Below are 17,005 nucleotides of genomic sequence, written 5' to 3' on the forward strand. Positions count from 1 at the left end.
GTCACTTATGACAACGGACGATCTCGCCTTCGATCGGCGCCACATTTGGCACCCCTACACCTCCATGACCTCCCCTCTGCCGGTCTATCCGGTGGTTGCCGCCCACGGCTGCGAGCTGTCCCTCGCCAGCGGCGAGCAGTTGATTGACGGGATGTCTTCATGGTGGGCGGCAATCCACGGTTACAATCACCCTCGCCTGAACGCCGCGATGAAAGCTCAGATTGACCAGATGTCGCACGTGATGTTTGGCGGTATCACCCACCCTTCGGCGGTGGCGTTGTGCCGCCAGCTGGTGGCGATGACCCCGGCGTCGCTGGAGTGCGTATTCCTCGCCGACTCCGGTTCGGTCGCGGTGGAAGTGGCCATGAAGATGGCCCTGCAGTACTGGCAGGCAAAAGGCGAACCGCGGCGGCGTTTTCTCACCTTCCGCAATGGCTACCACGGCGATACCTTTGGCGCGATGTCGGTCTGCGATCCGGATAACTCCATGCACAGCCTGTGGCAAGGCTATTTGCCGGATAATCTGTTCGCCCCGGCGCCGCAAAGCCGCTTTGGCGGCGAGTGGGATGAACGGGATATGGTGCCGTTTGCCCGCCTGATGGCGGCCCATCGGGATGAGATCGCGGCGGTCATTCTCGAGCCCGTCGTGCAGGGCGCCGGCGGCATGAGGATGTATCATCCGGAATGGCTGAAGCGCATCCGCAAGATGTGCGACCGGGAAGGCATTCTGCTGATTGCCGATGAGATTGCCACCGGATTTGGCCGGACCGGCAAGCTGTTTGCCTGCGAACACGCGGATATCGCCCCGGATATTTTGTGTCTCGGTAAAGCGCTGACCGGCGGAACGATGACGCTGTCGGCCACCCTCACCACCCGGCCGGTGGCAGAGACCATCAGCAACGGCGAAGCCGGCTGCTTTATGCACGGTCCGACCTTTATGGGCAACCCGCTGGCCTGCGCGGTGGCGACAGAAAGCCTGCGGCTGCTGGAAAGCGGCGAATGGCAAGGCCAGGTCGCCGCGATTGAAGCGCAGCTTAATGTGGAGCTGGCTCCGGCACGGGAATCCCCGCTGGTCGCCGATGTCCGCGTGCTTGGCGCCATCGGCGTGGTGGAAACTTGCCGCCCGGTCAATATGGCCGCGCTGCAGCGCTTCTTCGTCGAACAAGGCGTATGGATTCGCCCGTTCGGCCGCCTGATTTACCTGATGCCACCGTATGTGATTACCCCGCAGCAGCTGACGCGCCTGACCCAGGCGGTTAACGCGGCGGTGCTGAACGAAACATTTTTTCGCCAATAAGCAGCGGAAACCGATCGTCAACAGGACTATACTTCTTTGTTAATCAGTCGATTATCCCAGAGGAGACGAGACGGCATGAACGTAATCAGTCACGATCTGCAGGATGGCGGGAAATTGCCCCACCGCCATGTATTTAACGGCATGGGCTACGATGGCGACAATATCTCGCCGCATCTGGCGTGGGACGAGGTGCCCGAGGGGACTAAAAGCTTTGTGGTGACCTGTTACGATCCCGACGCGCCCACCGGCTCCGGCTGGTGGCACTGGCTGGTCGCCAATCTGCCGGCGGAAACGCGCGAACTGCCGCAGGGAGCCGGGTCCGGTCTGGCCCCGCTGCCGGCCAGCGCAGTCCAGACCCGCACCGATTTCGGCCTGCCCGGCTACGGCGGCGCGGCGCCGCCAAAAGGGGAAAGCCATCGCTACATCTTTACGGTGCATGCGCTGGATGTCGAGAAGATCGAGGTCGATGAAGGGGCAAGCGGTGCGATGGTAGGCTTTAACGTCCATTTTCATTCGTTGGGCAGCGCATCCATCACCGCCCTGTTTATCTGACTTTCTCTCGTCAGTCCCTCTCCGGGTCGCGGCTTACGTCTTACCCAAGCGACCTGACAACACCTTTGTAGCCCCGGTAAGCGCAGCGCCACCGGGGAACATCCCGGGTCGCGGCTTACATCTTACCCAGGCGACCCGACAGCTCCTTTGTAGCCCCGGTAAGCGCAGCGCCACCGGGGATTCATTCAGCTCGAAGATGACTGCTCAGCCACCGGCATCCGCACGGTTTTTTTGACTTTCGCATACCAGATAATCGTCAGCAGCCCGAGCCAGACCAGACCGGCAATCAGCGCAATTCGCGTCTCTTCTACCATCCCGAGCACCGCAATCACCAGTCCCATAAACAGCAGGGTCAACAGCGGCGCAACCGGCCAGAACGGCACCGGGAACGCAATCTGGCGACGCTCTTCCGCCGACAAACCGCGACGCATGGCGAAATGGGCCAGCAGGATCATCAGCCACACCCACACCGTGGCAAATGCCGCCAGGGAGGCAATCAGCACAAAGACCTGTTCCGGCATCAGATAGTTCAGCACCACCGCCACCAGCAGCGCCACGCCCATCACCACGACCGTCATCCACGGCACGCCGTTGCTGGCAATGCGCTGGAAGCTTTTAGGCGCCATCCCCTCTTTTGCCATGCCGTACATCATGCGACCGGCGCCAAAAATATCGCTATTGATGGCCGAAATACTGGCGCTGATCACGATGATATTGAGGATTGTCGCCGCCGCCGGAATCCCCAGACCGCTAAAAATAAGGACGAACGGACTGCCCTGCTCGCCAAAACTGTTCCACGGGAAAATGGCCATCAGGATCGCCAGCGTGCAGACATAGAACAGCACGATGCGCAGCGGGATGGTATTAATCGCCTGCGGAATCACTTTCTTCGGATTCTGCGCTTCCGCTGCGGTAACGCCGATAATTTCGACCCCGCCAAAGGCAAACATCACAATACCCAGCGACGCAATAATTCCCTGCCAGCCGTTCGGCGCGAACCCGCCGTGGCTCCACAGGTTTTCCAGCCCCGTCGCCGGGAAGGCATGACCAAAGCCGAAGAAGATAATGCTGCCGCCGGCGACGATCATCGCAATAATCGCCACCACTTTAATCAGCGACAGCCAGAACTCCATTTCGCCGAAAATGCGCACGTGGCACAGGTTCATCGCGCCGATGAAGAAGATAATACTCAGTACCCAAATCCAGCGCGGTACATCGGGGTACCAGAGCCCCATATAGATACCAAACGCGGTGACATCCGCCAGGGCGACAATCACCATCTCAAAGGTGTAGGTCCAGCCGGTGATAAACCCGGCCAGCGGCCCGAGATACTGGCGGGCATAGCTGCCGAAGGAGCCGGAAACCGGGTTGCGTACCGCCATTTCGCCCAGCGCGCGCATGACGATAAATACCGCCGCGCCGCCGATCAGATAGGCCAGCAGAACCGCCGGTCCCGCGGCCTTAATGGCGGCGGCAGAACCATAAAACAGCCCGGTACCGATGGCGGAACCGAGCGCGATGAAGCGAATATGTCGGGCATTCAGCCCGCGCAGCAGGTGGGGCTTTTGTGGCGATTGTGGTTGTTGTTGCATATGCAAGTGTCCTGATAATTTTTGTATGACGACAAATATGCGTGTAGGACGGCCGGGGGGAGGTTATCCCCCCGACACGGGTACAGAAAACAACGAGGGTCAGATCTGACCAGGCAAGACGGCAGGGAGCAGTCGCGTCAGATGGCGCGCTGCCAGAAGCTCAATAGCGTTATCGATATCCGGGGCAAAGAAGCGATCCTGGGTGTAATGCGAAACCCGCTCGCGCAGCAGATGACGCGCCTCTTCCAGCAGCGGACTGCTGGCCAGCCCTTCGCGCATATCCAGCCCCTGGACGGCGGCCAGCCACTCCACGGCCAGTACGCCACGGGTGTTTTCCGCCATCGCCCACAGACGACGACCGGCAGCCGGCGCCATTGAAACGTGATCTTCCTGGTTTGCCGACGTCGGCAGGCTGTCAACGCTGTGCGGGTGCGCCAGCGCTTTGTTCTCGCTGGCTAACGCCGCCGCGGTCACCTGCGCAATCATAAAGCCGGAGTTAACGCCGCCGTTTTTCACGAGGAAAGGCGGCAGCTGCGACATATGACTGTCCATCATCAGCGCAATACGACGCTCGGACAGCGAACCGATTTCGGCAATCGCTAGCGCAATATTATCCGCCGCCATCGCCACCGGTTCGGCGTGGAAGTTACCGCCGGAAATCACCTCGTTCTCGGCGGCGAAGACCAGCGGGTTATCCGACACCGCATTGGCCTCAATCAGCAGGACCTCAGCGGCCTGGCGAATCTGGGTCAGACAGGCGCCCATCACCTGCGGCTGACAGCGCAGAGAGTACGGGTCCTGCACTTTGCTACAGTTGTGATGCGACTGCGAAATCTCGCTGCTGTCGGTCAGCACATGACGGTACAGCGCCGCAGCGTCAATCTGCCCGCGCTGGCCGCGCGCTTCGTGAATACGCGAATCAAACGGACGACGCGATCCCAGCGCGGCTTCAGTGGTAAGCGCGCCGCATACCACCGCGGAAGCAAACAGATCTTCCGCGTCAAACAGGCCGCGCAGCGCAAACGCCGTCGATGCCTGCGTGCCGTTCAGCAGCGCCAGCCCCTCTTTCGCCGCCAGGGTAATCGGCTCGAGGCCGACTTTTTTCAACGCCTGCAGCGCCGGCATCCATTGGCCGTCAACGCGGGCTTTGCCCTCACCCAGCAACGTCAGGGACATGTGCGCCAGCGGCGCCAGATCACCGGATGCGCCGACGGAACCTTTGGCCGGGATCCACGGCGTGACGCCTTTATTCACCAGTTGAATCAGCGCCTGAATGACGCTCAGACGAATCCCGGAGAAGCCGCGGGAAAGGCTGTTAATCTTCAGCACCATGATCAGACGCGCCATGGCATCATCCAGCGGCTCACCAATACCCGCCGCATGAGACAGCACCAGAGAACGCTGCAGGTTTTCCAGATCGTCCGTAGAGATGCGCGTTGACGCCAGCAGGCCAAAACCGGTGTTAATGCCGTAGGCGGTGCGTCCTTCGGCCAGAATGGCGTTAACGCAGGCGACGCTCTCGTTAATGGCGGCAAAAGCCTGCTCGTCGAGAGTGATGGTCAGCGGCTGTTGGAACACCTCGCGTAGCTGCGCCAGACTCAGCTGACCTGGAATCAGAGTTAAGTTTTTCATCTCAGCGTTGCCCCTGCGTTGCTGCCACCATAGGAAGATTCAGTCCTTGTTCCGCCGCGCACTCAATCGCGATGTCGTAACCCGCATCGGCGTGACGCATCACCCCGGTCGCCGGATCGTTATGCAGCACGCGGGCTATACGCGCGGCCGCTTCGTCGGTACCGTCACAGACGATAACCATCCCGGAGTGCTGCGAGAAGCCCATCCCGACGCCGCCGCCGTGATGCAGCGACACCCAGGTCGCGCCGCTGGCGGTATTCAGCAAGGCGTTCAGCAGCGGCCAGTCGGACACCGCATCGGAGCCGTCACGCATGGATTCCGTTTCGCGATTCGGGCTGGCGACCGAGCCAGAATCAAGGTGGTCACGACCAATGACGATCGGCGCAGACACTTCACCGCTGCGGACCATTTCGTTAAAGGCCAGCCCCAGCTTCTGGCGCCACTCCAGCCCTACCCAGCAAATACGCGCCGGCAGCCCCTGGAAGCTAATGCGCTCACGCGCCATATCCAGCCAGTGGTGCAGGTGCTTATCATCTTTGATGATCTCTTTCACTTTGGCGTCGGTTTTGTAGATATCCTGCGGATCGCCGGAGAGGGCCACCCAGCGGAACGGACCGATGCCGCGGCAGAACAGCGGACGAATATAGGCCGGGACAAAGCCTGGGAAGTCGAATGCGTTGTCGACGCCCATCTCCTGCGCCATCTGGCGGATATTGTTGCCGTAGTCGAAGGTCGGTACGCCCATTTCGTTGAAGGCCAGCATCGCCTGAACATGGTCGGACATCGAACGCTTGGCCGCCAGAATCGTCCCCTGCGGGTCAGATTCGGCTTTCGCCTGGTACTCTTCCCAGGTCCAGCCTTTCGGCAGATAGCCATGCAGCGGATCGTGGGCGCTGGTCTGGTCGGTGACCATATCCGGGCGCACGCCGCGTTTCACCATCTCCGGCACGATATCGGCGGCATTGCCGCACAGAGCGATAGAGATAGCCCGGCCTTCCGCAGTGTATTTCTTGATCCGCGCCAGCGCGTCGTCCAGCGAGGTGGCCTGCTCGTCAACGTAGCGGGTACGCAGACGAAAATCGATCCGGCTCTGCTGACATTCGATGTTCAGCGAGCAGGCGCCTGCCAGCGTCGCCGCCAGCGGCTGTGCCCCGCCCATACCGCCCAGACCGGCGGTTAACACCCAGCGCCCCTTCAGGCTGCCCTGATAGTGCTGACGTCCGGCTTCGACGAACGTTTCGTAGGTACCCTGCACGATGCCCTGGCTACCGATATAGATCCAGCTGCCCGCGGTCATCTGGCCGTACATCGCCAGACCTTTTGCGTCCAGCTCGTTGAAATGTTCCCAGGTCGCCCAGTGCGGGACCAGGTTGGAGTTGGCAATCAGTACGCGCGGTGAATTTTCGTGGGTTTTAAATACGCCGACCGGTTTACCGGACTGCACCAGCAGCGTCTCGTCGCTTTCCAGGTTTTTCAGCGCCTTCACGATAGCGTCATAGCATTCCCAGTTACGCGCCGCGCGTCCAATCCCGCCGTAGACCACCAGCTCATGTGGGTTCTCGGCAACATCGGGATCGAGGTTGTTCATTAACATACGCAGCGGGGCTTCGGTCAACCAGCTCTTGGCATTCAACGTCGTGCCTCGCGGTGCACGTACGTCTTGCTGGCGATATTTGCTTTGCGACATCGGGGTTTCTCCTGACAATTAACGTTGTTTACGTAGATACATATACTTGTCTATACAACTCTACGCAAGCCAGGATTTAACAGAAATGATACAATTTTGTTATATTGCGTCAGCAATCACGCTTTTGCCGACGCAAGCGATCGTCAGGACGTGAAGTGGCCCTGCAGCCGGTAGCGGCTCCCCGGGAACAGAAGACGGGCGTGGGAAACAATATGCGTGGTAGACCAGGTACGGCGCCGGATCAGCAGGCAAGGATCGTGGGCATGGATATGCAGCAGTTCGCACTCTTTGGCGCTGGCCTGTACCGCTTCGACGATATGCTCGCCTTCGGTTAACGGCGCAATCAGCGACAGATAATCATGCGGCGTGGTGACGGTATAGTCCTGATGTAAATACGCCGGCACCACCGCCGCATTGACGCAGCGGTCTTCGATCTGTACCGGAATGTCGTTTTCGAAATGCACCATCAGAGAGTGAAAAATCCGCGTCCCTTCAGCGACATTCAGCGCCGCCGACTGAATAAGATCGGCTTCGGTCTCTTCCAGCAGCAGCACCTCGCAGCGGTGCTGATGGCGACGGGAGATAATCTCGTCGGCGATGCTACGCACTTCGAACAGCGCCGACTGCCCTTTCGGCTCCGCCACAAAGGTACCGACGCCCTGCAAACGTACCAGTAAACCTTCATCCGTGAGTTCACGCAGCGCCCGATTGATAGTCATGCGACTGAAACCAAACTGGGCTACCAGTTCCGCCTCGGAAGGAATGCGGTCGTGGGGACGCCAGACGCCGCGCTGAATCTTTTCGCTGATCGCCTGCTTCACCTTTTCATAAAACGGGGCAGGCGCGGTTCGAGGTTGCTGTGAAAACATAGCCTGTCTTTCCTTATACGCAATGGGCGGCGAAACGGTCAGAATATACTGAATCGTCAGCGCCACCAATGGGCGATTTGCCATGCCAGTCGGGCCGCCGCACGGGCCCCCTGACTGTCAATGTCAAACCGCGGATTAAACTCCACCAGATCCACCGCCTGCAGTTTTCCGCTGCGGCATAATGGTTCAACGATGCGCAACAGGGTCGCCAGCGTAATGCCCAGCGCGGCAGGCGCCGAGACCGCCGGCATTTCGCGCGCCGGCAGCACATCCAGGTCGATGGTCAAATAGAGCCTGTCATAGAGGGCAATATGACGCGCGATTTCCGGCGCAACGCGTAATTCAAAGGCGTCCAGCACCTCCAGATCTTCGATAACCCGCACCTGACGACGCGCGGCCTCATCCCACAGCGCCAGGGTGTTCGCCGCACGGCTGGCGCCGATACAGGTATAGTGAAAGCCGCGCTGCTGCGCGTCGCACTCCAGCGCCAGCTGGCGGAACGGCGTACCGGAGCTGGCCTGGTCAGCTATCCGCAAATCCAGGTGCGCATCGAGGTTAATGATCCCGACCTTTTCACCGGGGAAAGCATCGAGCACACCCGCGCCATGACCGAATGCCGTCTCATGCCCGCCGCCGAGAACCAGCGTGCGTTTGCCTGCGCGCTGGCAGGCTGCCACCGCTTCGCGCAGCGCCTGCTGGGCTGCCTCCAGCCCTTCACCGGCGACGCTGATGGTGCCCATATCGACACAGCGCTCGTGACCGCTGTGGCTGGCCATGTTCGCCAGCGCCCGACGCAGGGTTTCCGGCCCCTTTTCGGCCCCGGTGCGTCCGCGGTTGCGGCGAACGCCTTCATCGCAGGCGAACCCCAGCAGGGCAATATCCCCCGGCAGCGCCTGTGGCGCAAAGCGTTCGGCCCGCACGATAGTCTGAAACAGGCGCAGCGCATTGGCGGCTTCCGCGCTGTCGTCACGCCCTTGCCAGATGTCGGCGGGGGTCGGTTGCCACAATGTCATTGCATTTCTCCTCGCACCACGCGATGCCAGAGCGGACTACGCCCCGGTTCATAGACCATTTCAACCGGATGTTCCGCATCCCAGATAGCAAAATCGGCAACAAACCCCGCCGCCAGCTGGCCGTGGCTATTCTGGCGTCCCAGCGCCTGCGCGGCATGACGCGTCACGCCCGCCCACGCCTCCTCCGGGGTCAAGCCAAACTTGACGCAGGCCATGTTCATCGCCAGATGCAGGCTGGCAAAGGGGCTGGTGCCCGGATTGTAATCCGTCGCCACCGCCATCGGCACCTGATACTGACGCAGCAGCCCGACCGGCGGTTTGCGGGTTTCATTGAGGAAATAGAACGCGCCGGGCAGCAGCACCGCCACCGTCGCGCTGCGGCTCATCGCCGCAACCCCCTCTTCCGTTAAATATTCGATATGATCGGCCGAGAGCCCCTGATAACGGCTCACCAGCTGCGCGCCTCCCAGCGAAGAGAGCTGTTCAACGTGCCCTCTGACCGGAATACCGCGTGCCTGCGCGGCCTGGAATACGCGTTCAGTCTGCTGCGGGCTGAAGCCGACGTTTTCGCAGAAAACATCGACGCTTTCAAACAGCCCCTCTTCCCACAGCGTCGGCAGCAGGGTTTCACACACCAGCGTAATATAGGCATCCGGGCGGTCTTTATATTCCGGCGGCGTGGCGTGAGCCGAGAGCAGCGTCGGCGACAGCTCGACCGCATTGTTCTGCGCAAGCTGGCGCGCCACGCGCAGCATTTTGCGTTCGTTTTCCAGATCCAGCCCGTAGCCGGATTTAATTTCCAGCGTAGTCACTCCCTCGCGAAGCAGACGGTCCAGTCGCTGCTGGGCCAGCGCTAACAGCTGCGCTTCGCTGCTTTCACGGGTGGCGCGCACAGTGGAGTTAATGCCGCCGCCGTTGGCGCTGATCGTCTGATAGGAGACGCCGTTCAGACGCTGCTCCCACTCCTGCGCCCGGCTGCCGCCGAAGACCAGATGGGTGTGGCAATCAATCAGTCCCGGCGTCAGCAGCCTGCCGTCAAGGTCAATGCTCCGCCCGGCAGGGGCATCGTTTTCAGGCACAATGGCTTCAATCCGGCCATTGCGCACCAGCAGCGCATGACCCTCCCGCAGGCCATAAGGTTGCGAATCATCAGGGTTCAGAGTGGCGAGGCGGGCATTTCGCCAGATAACGCGTTCGGAGGTGGCTTCAGTCATACCAGTCAACTTGTCATGGGTTGTATAGACATTTATTTTCATTCCACGCGGAATGTCAATAAAAGCAGAGGTAATTGTTATTTTTTTGTGACCGAACGCGAGCGACGCTGCGGCCATCTGACCTGTTCAGGCGAACTTTTTCGCGCAGCGTCTTCCCGTTTCGCTCAACTTAGTATAAAAAGCAGGTTTTAAAGGACGTTATACGCGTAATTCATACCTTGCCGGCCTGACGCCGCTTGCATGTTTTTTGTATAATGCCCTGCCCAAATCATTCGGGTTGCTTTGCGGCGGAAATCAACAAATACGCCAACAGAGAGGCAGCCTGAAGAATGACAGGTCTTGTTAATTGATTCTTGCCCGGAGCAACATGAACACATTCTCAGTTTCCCGCCTGACGCTGGCACTGGCTTTTGGCGTGACGTTATCCGCCTGTAGCTCAACCCCTGCCGATCAACAGCCCTCGACGCAGACTGCGCCGGGCACCGCCTCTCGCCCTGTGTTAACCGCTGATGAAGCGAAAAACTTCACTCCGGCAAGCTATTTCCAGTCCCTGGATCCAAACGCCGCGGCGTGGACCCCGGCGGCCATCAGCATACCGTCTCAGCCTGACTTCGTCGTCGGCCCGGCGGGCGCTCAGGGCGTAACCCATACCACCATTCAGGCTGCGGTTGATGCGGCTATCGCCCGCCACTCCGATCGTCGTCAGTTTATTGCGATTATGCCGGGTGAATATACGGGTACCGTTTATGTCCCTGCGGCACCCGGTGCGCTGACGCTGTACGGTACCGGCGAGAAGCCGCTGGATGTGAAAATCAGCCAGGCCATTGACTCGGAGATGGACGTGAACACCTGGCGCCACCTGGTCAACCCGGCCGGCAAATATATGCCAGGTAAACCGGCGTGGTATATGTTTGACAGCTGCCAGAGCAAACGCGCCGCCACCGTCGGCGTGATGTGTTCAGCGGTATTCTGGTCGCAGAACAATGGCCTGCAGCTGCAAAACCTGACCATCGCCAACAACCTCGGCGACAGCGTGGATGCCGGGACTCACCAGGCCGTTGCGCTGCGCAGCGATGGCGACCAGGTCCAGATTAACAACGTCAACATTCTGGGTCGCCAGAACACCTTCTTCGTCACCAACAGCGGCGTGCAGAACCGTCTGCAAAACGATCGCCAGACCCGTACTCTGGTGAGCAACAGCTACATTGAAGGCGATGTTGATATCGTTTCCGGCCGCGGTGCCGTGGTGTTTGATAACACCGATTTCCGCGTCGTAAATTCACGCACCCAGAAAGAAGCCTACGTCTTTGCACCGGCAACGCTGAAAAGCGTCACCTACGGCTTCCTGGCCGTGAACAGCCGCTTTACCGCCTCCGGCGACGGCGTGGCGCAACTGGGACGCTCTCTTGATGTCGACAGCGCCACCAGTGGCCAGGTGGTGATCCGCGACAGCGCCATCAATGAAGGCTTCAACGTGGCGAAACCGTGGGCCGACGCGGCAATTTCCAACCGCGCGTTCAGCGGCAACACCGGCGCCGTGGATGCGAAAGGCGTGCCGCAGCGTAATCTCAACGACAGCAGCTTCAACCGCATGTGGGAATACAATAACCGCGGCGTGGGCAGCGTGGTTGTCGCAGAGCCGAAGCAGTAAATCTTCGCGAGGGGGAGCGCGTCTCCCCCTTTTTCCTCTCTTTTCCCCCTCTTTTTCTTAGCGCCGTGTTCTTTCGCGACTTTCTCTTCTGCTTTTTTTCTCCGCTGCGCCCCCTCAATTCATCGCTACCGCAGCCGCTTCTCTTGCGCGTGCAAAAAATAGCGTTTTCTGGCGAATAAATATCTGCGCTGATGCGTTTACTCTCTGTAACAACACAACGGCCTTCCGGCACGCTTCCCCGCGAAAGGGATACCGCCGGGTTACCCGCATCGTTGCCCCTGGAGACGAAAAATGAACACTCTTATCTCATCGATTGTGCCGGCTTCACGCCGCTTAATGGTTCCGGCACTGCTATGTTTGTTATATGCATCGCCGTCATTCGCCATGGGCGATAACAGCACCCAGAGCAAAACGCCGGACTGCCCCAGCGGACAGGTGTATGACAGCGTCAGCAAACGGTGCGTCCCGGATAAAACCAGCAGTCTTAGCGACCAGGATAAAACCAACTACGCCTATCATCTGGCGAAAAAAGGGGAATATCAGGCGGCGCTGAACCTGCTGGATTCGCTGAAAAACGGTAATACCGCCGAAGCCTGGAACTATCGCGGCTATGCCACCCGTAAGCTCGGACGTACGGATGAAGGGATTGGCTATTATCAGCGCGCGCTGGCGCTTGAGCCCAACTACGCCAAAGCGCGTGAGTATCTTGGCGAAGCGTGGATGGTAAAAGGCCGCCGGGATTTGGCGCAGGAACAGCTCAAAGTGATTTCCGGGATTTGCGGTCAAAGCTGCGAGGAGTATCGCGATTTGCAGGCCGCCATTAACGGACATCCGGAATCCTGAAGCTCATCGCGAGGGTAAAAAAATTACTACCAGCGACGTTCGCTCACAGCTTGCCGCACATCTGGCCCGTCTTTGGCGCTACGGGCTAATTCTGTCGCACAATCGCGATATTGCCGAAGAGCTGGTTCAGTCAACCTGTGTTCGCGCGCTCGAACGGAGCGCGCAGTTTACGCCGGGCACCCGTATCGACCGGTGGCTGTTCACTATTCTCCACTCCATCTGGATTTCCGAGCTGCGGGCGCGTCACGTTCGAAGGGGGCAAGGCTTCGTCGAAAACGACCCGCAGCTCGCCACAGACGATCGCGAAATGAATGAGGATCATCGCCAGTATCAGCAACTTATGCGTCAGGTCAGCGCCCTGCCGGAAGCCCAGCGCAACGCGGTGTTTTTAGTGTATGTTGAAGGTTTTACCTATCAAGAGGCGGCAGACACGCTATCGGTCCCCATCGGTACGGTGATGAGCCGGCTGGCGGCGGCGCGATCGACGCTGGCAAAAGCCCCCGCTACCGCCGCTGCAGCCAGGGAGAAACGCTTGTGAAATCATCCTTTTTTACTCCCCCCTATGGCGATGAGGCCATTATTGCCTGGCTGGATGGCGAAATGAGCGCTCCCGACGCCCTCCGCTTTGAAGCCGCCTTCAGAGAGGATCGGCAGCTGGCCGCACGCACCGCCGAACTGAAGAGCATCGCGCAGAATTATCAGCAGGCGTTTGCCCCGCTGCTGGAGCAGGCTCCCGTCGCGCGCATGCGGAGCCGGCTTGATGCCCATCTGGCAGCAATGCCCGCGCCGAAGAGCTCTGCACCTCTCCCGGCCTTTAGTCGCCGCGCCATGATTGCCGCCTCGCTCACTTTTTTACTCATCGGCAGCGGCTTAGGCTATCTGGCCCATCCCGATGCCGGTGAACCTGATGAGAGCGAAAACATTCGCGATCTTGAGGCCCGTTACATGTCGCTCTACAGCGCGGAAACCCTGCTCGATATGGACAGTTCACCGGCGATATTACAGCGCGGCCTGGCGCGTACCGCCGAGGATATCGGTTTAGCGCTCAAGCCACAGCAGCTCGCGCTACCGGGCGCCGAGCTAAAAATGGTGCGTATTCTGCGCTATGAGCGCACCACCATTGCGCAGATCGCCTGGATTCACGCGGCGTATGGGCCGATGGCGCTGTGCATCTCTCCGGACAGCCCGCAAAACGATACCAGGATAGCCGCGGAACGGCGACACGGCATGAATCTCGCCTGGTGGCGCGCTAACGGGTATCAGTTTGTGCTGATTGGTCGCAATCCTGGCGCGCAATTGCACGATAACGCCCGCCAGTTGCAGGACTTACTGTCATAGCCTACGTCGCCGTTCGGGGCGATGACCAGCGATCGCCGGCGATGTTTCGCTGAGAATTGCCGCCGGCCATCGCATCCGGCCGCTAAATATTTTTCACCCGGCGAAACTTTCTTTCTCACTCCGGCGAACTGTATAGCAGAGTCACCTGACCAGAACGCCCTGACATCGCTGGAGCTAATAATGAAACTGATGAAAAACCTTGCTCGTTCTTTGACCCTGACCGTCGCGCTTGGCCTGTCCGCCACCGCGTTTAACGCCGGCGCGGCGCTGCCCGTCGGCGCGAAAGCCCCTGCTTTCGAACTGCAGGGCGCCTTAGCCGGTAAACCGATCGCCTTCTCCCTGCAGCAGGCTTTGCAAAAGGGGCCGGTGGTGCTCTATTTCTTCCCGGCGGCATTTACCGCTGGCTGCACCATTGAGGCCCACGACTTCGCCGAAGCCAGCGATGAATTTAACAAAATGGGTGCCACCGTCATCGGCGTCACCGCCGGTAACACCGATCAGGTTAGCGATTTCTCTAAACTGGAGTGCCGCGATAAGTTCGCCGTCGCCGCGGATCCGGGGGCCAAAGTGGCCGCGCAGTATCAAACGCTGATGGAGATGAAGGGCAAGACCGTTTCCGACCGGACTTCATTTGTCATTGCGCCGGACAACACGATTCTGCTCAGCTACACCGATCGAAATCCGGATGCTCATATTGAGAAAACCCTGGCCGCCGTCAAGCAGTACGACGCCGCCCACCCGCAAACCCACTAAACAAAGAGGCCAGCGATGCTCACCGCCATGCTGGCCGCCTTTATTGGCGGCATCATACTCAACTTTATGCCCTGCGTTTTTCCGGTTATCTCCCTGAAAGCGCTCGGGCTTCTGCGCCATGCGGATAACGCCGTGGGCGCTCGTCGCGAAGGGCTGGCTTTTTTACTTGGTGTGATGGTCACCATGATGCTGCTGGCCGCCGTTCTGCTGGCCGCCCGCGCCGGCGGCGTCGCTGTCGGCTGGGGGTTCCAGCTGCAATCGCCGCTGGTGATTGCCCTGCTTTCGCTGGTGATGCTCGCCGCCGCGCTGAACCTGCTGGGGGTGTTTGAGGTCGGGCTATCGGCGCAGCGCGTCGGCGCTCTGGATATTGGCCGCGGCGCCTTTGTACGCTCGGCGATGACCGGGGCGCTGGCGATCGTCGTTGCAACCCCGTGCGCGGCGCCGTTTATGGCCAGTGCGATTGGCTATGCGCTGGTTCAGCCGCCGGCCACCGCGCTGGCCGTGTTTTTTGCCCTCGCGCTCGGTTTTTCCGCGCCATTCACCCTCGTTTCGCTGTTTCCGGCGCTGGCTTCTCTCCTCCCCCGGCCTGGCAGGTGGATGGATATGCTTAAACGTGCGCTGGCCTTTCCGATGTTCGGCGCTTACGCCTGGCTGGTATGGGTACTGGCGCAGCAGGCCGGTAGCAGCGCGCTGGCGACGCTACTGGCGGTCTCGGTGGTGCTGGGCTTTGCTGCCTGGCTCTATGGTATAGCCCAGCAGCGCCGCTTTCAGGGCAAAGGGCACAGGAGCCTGTTCGCCGTCACCGGGGTGCTCGCCGTCGCGGTTATTGCTCCGCTGGCCGGTCTGATTCAGGCCGATTCCGTGCCGCCCGGCGCACAGACTGTCGCGACCGCCGGGAGCGCTGCGGAAAAATGGACACCGCAGGCCGTCGAGGCGCAGCGCGGCCACGGCAAAGCGATCTTTGTTAACTTCACCGCCTCCTGGTGTATCACTTGCCAGGTTAACGAAAAGACATCGCTTTCAACCCAGGCCGTAAAAGACGCGCTGGCAAAAACCGGGACGCTGTATATGGTGGCAGACTCGACTAAATTTAATCCGGATGTCGATGATGCGCTGAATCAGTTTGGCCAGGGCGGTCTGCCGCTGTACGTGGTCTATCCTGCCGATGGCGGGCCGCCAAAAGTACTGCCGCAGCTCCTGACGCCGGGCATCGTCGTGAACGCGCTGAACCAGGCCACCGGCAAAAAAGCATAAACGCAACAAGGCGGATTATGGAAATAAACGATAGCGCGCGCGAAAGCTGGCCCGCGCTAATGGCGCAGGCGCAGGCGGGCGATCGGCTCGCCTACACCCGGCTGTTAAAAGCGCTGGTCCCGGTCATTCGTTCGCAGATACGTAAGCGAATCTCCGACGACGCGTTAGTCGAAGATGTCATTCAGGATGTGCTGCTGACGGTGCATCGGGTACGCCATACCTACGATCCGACCTACCCTTTTTTGCCCTGGCTGATGGCGATTATCTCGGCGCGGGCCGTTGATGCGTTGCGCCGTCGCGGCCGCTATCAGCAGTGGGAGATCCCCGAAGAGACGTTGCCGGAAGCGGCAACGTTAGCGGATCCGCAAAAACGGGATAGCCGGGAGGAGCTGGCAGGCTATTTGCGCCAGCTCCCCTCCCGCCAACGAGCCATTGTGGAGCATGTCCATCTACGCGAAATGAGCCTGACGGAAGCCGCTGCACATAATAATCTGAGTGTCGCCGCAGTGAAATCGCTGCTGCATCGGGCGCTGAAAAACCTGCGCCGTTTTGGAGCTCATCATGACGAATCATGACCTGTTAATTGACAAGCTGGGGCGCGACATGCGGCCGGTGAAACGCCTGCCATCGACCGGCAGGCGGGTTCTGAGCTGGCTGGCAGCGGCTCTGCCGTGCGCGGTGGCCGCCAGTTTCCTTGTGCAACGCAGCCCGACCGACTGGTCACAGCCTGGCGCCTCTCTGGCGGTGGTGCAGCTGCTGCTGGCTTTTGTGCTCGGCGCGCTGGCGATTCGTAGCGCCTTCACGATGAGTATTGCCGGTCGGCGTTCTCTCAGCTGGAAAGCCCTGCTGCCGATTGGCCTGATGTGGCTGGGGCTGAGTATCAGCAGCATTCCCTATCCGGCGCTGCGGGTGCCGGAGAGTGACAGCACGCCCTGCTTTACCTTTTTGCTGGTGGTCAGCACGCCAATGATGGTACTGATGATTGCCAGCCTGCGCCGCACCCGAACGCTGCATCCGGTGCGCAGCCTGGGGATGGCAGGACTGGGCATTGCCAGCATGGCGGTCAGTCTGCTGGCGTTTTGCCATCCGGTACATCTGCACGCGATAGATTTTGTCATGCATCTGGCGGCGATAGTCACGATCGTGGCGCTGACGGTGTTGGTTGGCAGACGCTGGGTGGCGCTGGATTAACGGGCGTTCTCCGCTACCGATCGGGACGGGGCATCCGTCAGGTTGATGGCTCTTTGTTTGCCAGCGCCTCAGGCTGCGCTAACCGATAAAAAAAACCTCGCCGCAGCGAGGTTTTTTTC

General features: G+C 60.0%; 16 protein-coding genes. 10 read left to right on the top strand and 6 right to left on the bottom strand.

Features of this window, described 5'->3' with window-relative positions:
- Positions 1-7 precede the first annotated feature (7 nt).
- Both bioA and BV390_RS03395 read left to right on the top strand, forming a co-directional pair.
- On the top strand, positions 8-1,297 hold the full coding sequence (gene bioA, locus BV390_RS03390) for an adenosylmethionine--8-amino-7-oxononanoate transaminase (protein ID WP_032700542.1): 1,290 nt from the start codon (positions 8-10) through the stop codon (positions 1,295-1,297).
- Positions 1,298-1,372: 75 nt separating this feature from the next.
- The gene (locus BV390_RS03395) at positions 1,373-1,849 is read left to right on the top strand and encodes a kinase inhibitor (RefSeq protein WP_032688753.1); all 477 of its coding nucleotides are present in this window, start codon (positions 1,373-1,375) and stop codon (positions 1,847-1,849) included.
- Between the two features lie 185 nt (positions 1,850-2,034).
- On the opposite strand, the gene BV390_RS03400 is transcribed toward BV390_RS03395, so the two are convergent.
- From BV390_RS03400 to hutI, 6 genes are all read right to left on the bottom strand, one after another.
- Positions 2,035-3,441, bottom strand: a complete 1,407-nt coding sequence (locus BV390_RS03400) for an amino acid permease (protein WP_032688760.1) — start codon at positions 3,439-3,441, stop codon at positions 2,035-2,037.
- 99 nt (positions 3,442-3,540) lie between these two features.
- Complete coding sequence (hutH, locus tag BV390_RS03405; protein WP_085396564.1) at positions 3,541-5,073, bottom strand: histidine ammonia-lyase; 1,533 nt, start codon at positions 5,071-5,073, stop codon at positions 3,541-3,543.
- Between the two features lies 1 nt (position 5,074).
- Entirely contained in the window at positions 5,075-6,760 is a 1,686-nt protein-coding gene (hutU, locus tag BV390_RS03410) for a urocanate hydratase (RefSeq protein WP_085396565.1), read from the bottom strand.
- A gap of 143 nt (positions 6,761-6,903) precedes the next feature.
- Positions 6,904-7,629 carry a histidine utilization repressor gene (locus BV390_RS03415; RefSeq protein WP_004859754.1) on the bottom strand — a complete coding sequence of 242 codons (726 nt, stop codon included), beginning with the start codon at positions 7,627-7,629 and terminating at the stop codon, positions 6,904-6,906.
- Between the two features lie 56 nt (positions 7,630-7,685).
- Positions 7,686-8,642: a formimidoylglutamase gene (gene hutG / locus BV390_RS03420; RefSeq protein WP_032688763.1), complete on the bottom strand. Its 957-nt coding sequence runs from the start codon at positions 8,640-8,642 to the stop codon at positions 7,686-7,688.
- Complete coding sequence (gene hutI, locus BV390_RS03425) at positions 8,639-9,973, bottom strand: imidazolonepropionase (RefSeq protein ID WP_168185407.1); 1,335 nt, start codon at positions 9,971-9,973, stop codon at positions 8,639-8,641. Before hutI ends, hutG begins: the two co-directional genes overlap by 4 nt.
- 250 nt (positions 9,974-10,223) lie before the next feature.
- Between hutI and BV390_RS03430 the strand changes: the two genes are divergently transcribed.
- The 8 genes from BV390_RS03430 to BV390_RS03465 all read left to right on the top strand — a co-directional run bounded on the left by BV390_RS03430 (position 10,224) and on the right by BV390_RS03465 (position 16,886).
- On the top strand, positions 10,224-11,507 hold the full coding sequence (locus BV390_RS03430; protein WP_032688764.1) for a putative acyl-CoA thioester hydrolase: 1,284 nt from the start codon (positions 10,224-10,226) through the stop codon (positions 11,505-11,507).
- A 291-nt stretch (positions 11,508-11,798) separates the two neighbouring features.
- On the top strand, positions 11,799-12,350 hold the full coding sequence (locus BV390_RS03435) for a tetratricopeptide repeat protein (RefSeq protein WP_032688765.1): 552 nt from the start codon (positions 11,799-11,801) through the stop codon (positions 12,348-12,350).
- Positions 12,337-12,888: a sigma-70 family RNA polymerase sigma factor gene (locus tag BV390_RS03440; protein WP_072000017.1), complete on the top strand. Its 552-nt coding sequence runs from the start codon at positions 12,337-12,339 to the stop codon at positions 12,886-12,888. Before BV390_RS03435 ends, BV390_RS03440 begins: the two co-directional genes overlap by 14 nt.
- The gene (locus BV390_RS03445) at positions 12,885-13,688 is read left to right on the top strand and encodes an anti-sigma factor family protein (RefSeq protein ID WP_085396566.1); all 804 of its coding nucleotides are present in this window, start codon (positions 12,885-12,887) and stop codon (positions 13,686-13,688) included. The genes BV390_RS03440 and BV390_RS03445 overlap by 4 nt, the downstream gene beginning before the upstream one ends.
- A 180-nt stretch (positions 13,689-13,868) precedes the next feature.
- The gene (locus BV390_RS03450; protein ID WP_032688995.1) at positions 13,869-14,441 is read left to right on the top strand and encodes a peroxiredoxin; all 573 of its coding nucleotides are present in this window, start codon (positions 13,869-13,871) and stop codon (positions 14,439-14,441) included.
- A gap of 15 nt (positions 14,442-14,456) precedes the next feature.
- Entirely contained in the window at positions 14,457-15,695 is a 1,239-nt protein-coding gene (locus BV390_RS03455; protein WP_032688768.1) for a protein-disulfide reductase DsbD family protein, read from the top strand.
- 17 nt (positions 15,696-15,712) lie between these two features.
- Positions 15,713-16,270 carry a sigma-70 family RNA polymerase sigma factor gene (locus tag BV390_RS03460; protein ID WP_085396567.1) on the top strand — a complete coding sequence of 186 codons (558 nt, stop codon included), beginning with the start codon at positions 15,713-15,715 and terminating at the stop codon, positions 16,268-16,270.
- A complete protein-coding gene (locus tag BV390_RS03465) occupies positions 16,257-16,886 on the top strand; it encodes an NrsF family protein (protein ID WP_046852892.1) in 630 nt (209 codons plus the stop codon). Before BV390_RS03460 ends, BV390_RS03465 begins: the two co-directional genes overlap by 14 nt.
- Positions 16,887-17,005: the final 119 nt, after the last annotated feature.

Source organism: Klebsiella sp. YJ, from assembly GCF_002108615.1.
Lineage (GTDB): Bacteria > Pseudomonadota > Gammaproteobacteria > Enterobacterales > Enterobacteriaceae > Klebsiella > Klebsiella planticola.

Excerpts from the sequence above, each read along its gene's own strand:
- bioA (WP_032700542.1), top strand. The coding sequence starts at position 8 with ATGACAACGGACGATCTCGCCTTCGATCGGCGCCACATTTGGCACCCC.
- BV390_RS03395 (WP_032688753.1), top strand. The coding sequence starts at position 1,373 with ATGAACGTAATCAGTCACGATCTGCAGGATGGCGGGAAATTGCCCCAC.
- BV390_RS03400 (WP_032688760.1), bottom strand. The coding sequence starts at position 3,441 with ATGCAACAACAACCACAATCGCCACAAAAGCCCCACCTGCTGCGCGGG.
- hutH (WP_085396564.1), bottom strand. The coding sequence starts at position 5,073 with ATGAAAAACTTAACTCTGATTCCAGGTCAGCTGAGTCTGGCGCAGCTA.
- hutU (WP_085396565.1), bottom strand. The coding sequence starts at position 6,760 with ATGTCGCAAAGCAAATATCGCCAGCAAGACGTACGTGCACCGCGAGGC.
- BV390_RS03415 (WP_004859754.1), bottom strand. The coding sequence starts at position 7,629 with ATGTTTTCACAGCAACCTCGAACCGCGCCTGCCCCGTTTTATGAAAAG.
- hutG (WP_032688763.1), bottom strand. The coding sequence starts at position 8,642 with ATGACATTGTGGCAACCGACCCCCGCCGACATCTGGCAAGGGCGTGAC.
- hutI (WP_168185407.1), bottom strand. The coding sequence starts at position 9,973 with ATGGCCGCAGCGTCGCTCGCGTTCGGTCACAAAAAAATAACAATTACC.
- BV390_RS03430 (WP_032688764.1), top strand. The coding sequence starts at position 10,224 with ATGAACACATTCTCAGTTTCCCGCCTGACGCTGGCACTGGCTTTTGGC.
- BV390_RS03435 (WP_032688765.1), top strand. The coding sequence starts at position 11,799 with ATGAACACTCTTATCTCATCGATTGTGCCGGCTTCACGCCGCTTAATG.
- BV390_RS03450 (WP_032688995.1), top strand. The coding sequence starts at position 13,869 with ATGAAACTGATGAAAAACCTTGCTCGTTCTTTGACCCTGACCGTCGCG.
- BV390_RS03455 (WP_032688768.1), top strand. The coding sequence starts at position 14,457 with ATGCTCACCGCCATGCTGGCCGCCTTTATTGGCGGCATCATACTCAAC.
- BV390_RS03460 (WP_085396567.1), top strand. The coding sequence starts at position 15,713 with ATGGAAATAAACGATAGCGCGCGCGAAAGCTGGCCCGCGCTAATGGCG.
- BV390_RS03465 (WP_046852892.1), top strand. The coding sequence starts at position 16,257 with ATGACGAATCATGACCTGTTAATTGACAAGCTGGGGCGCGACATGCGG.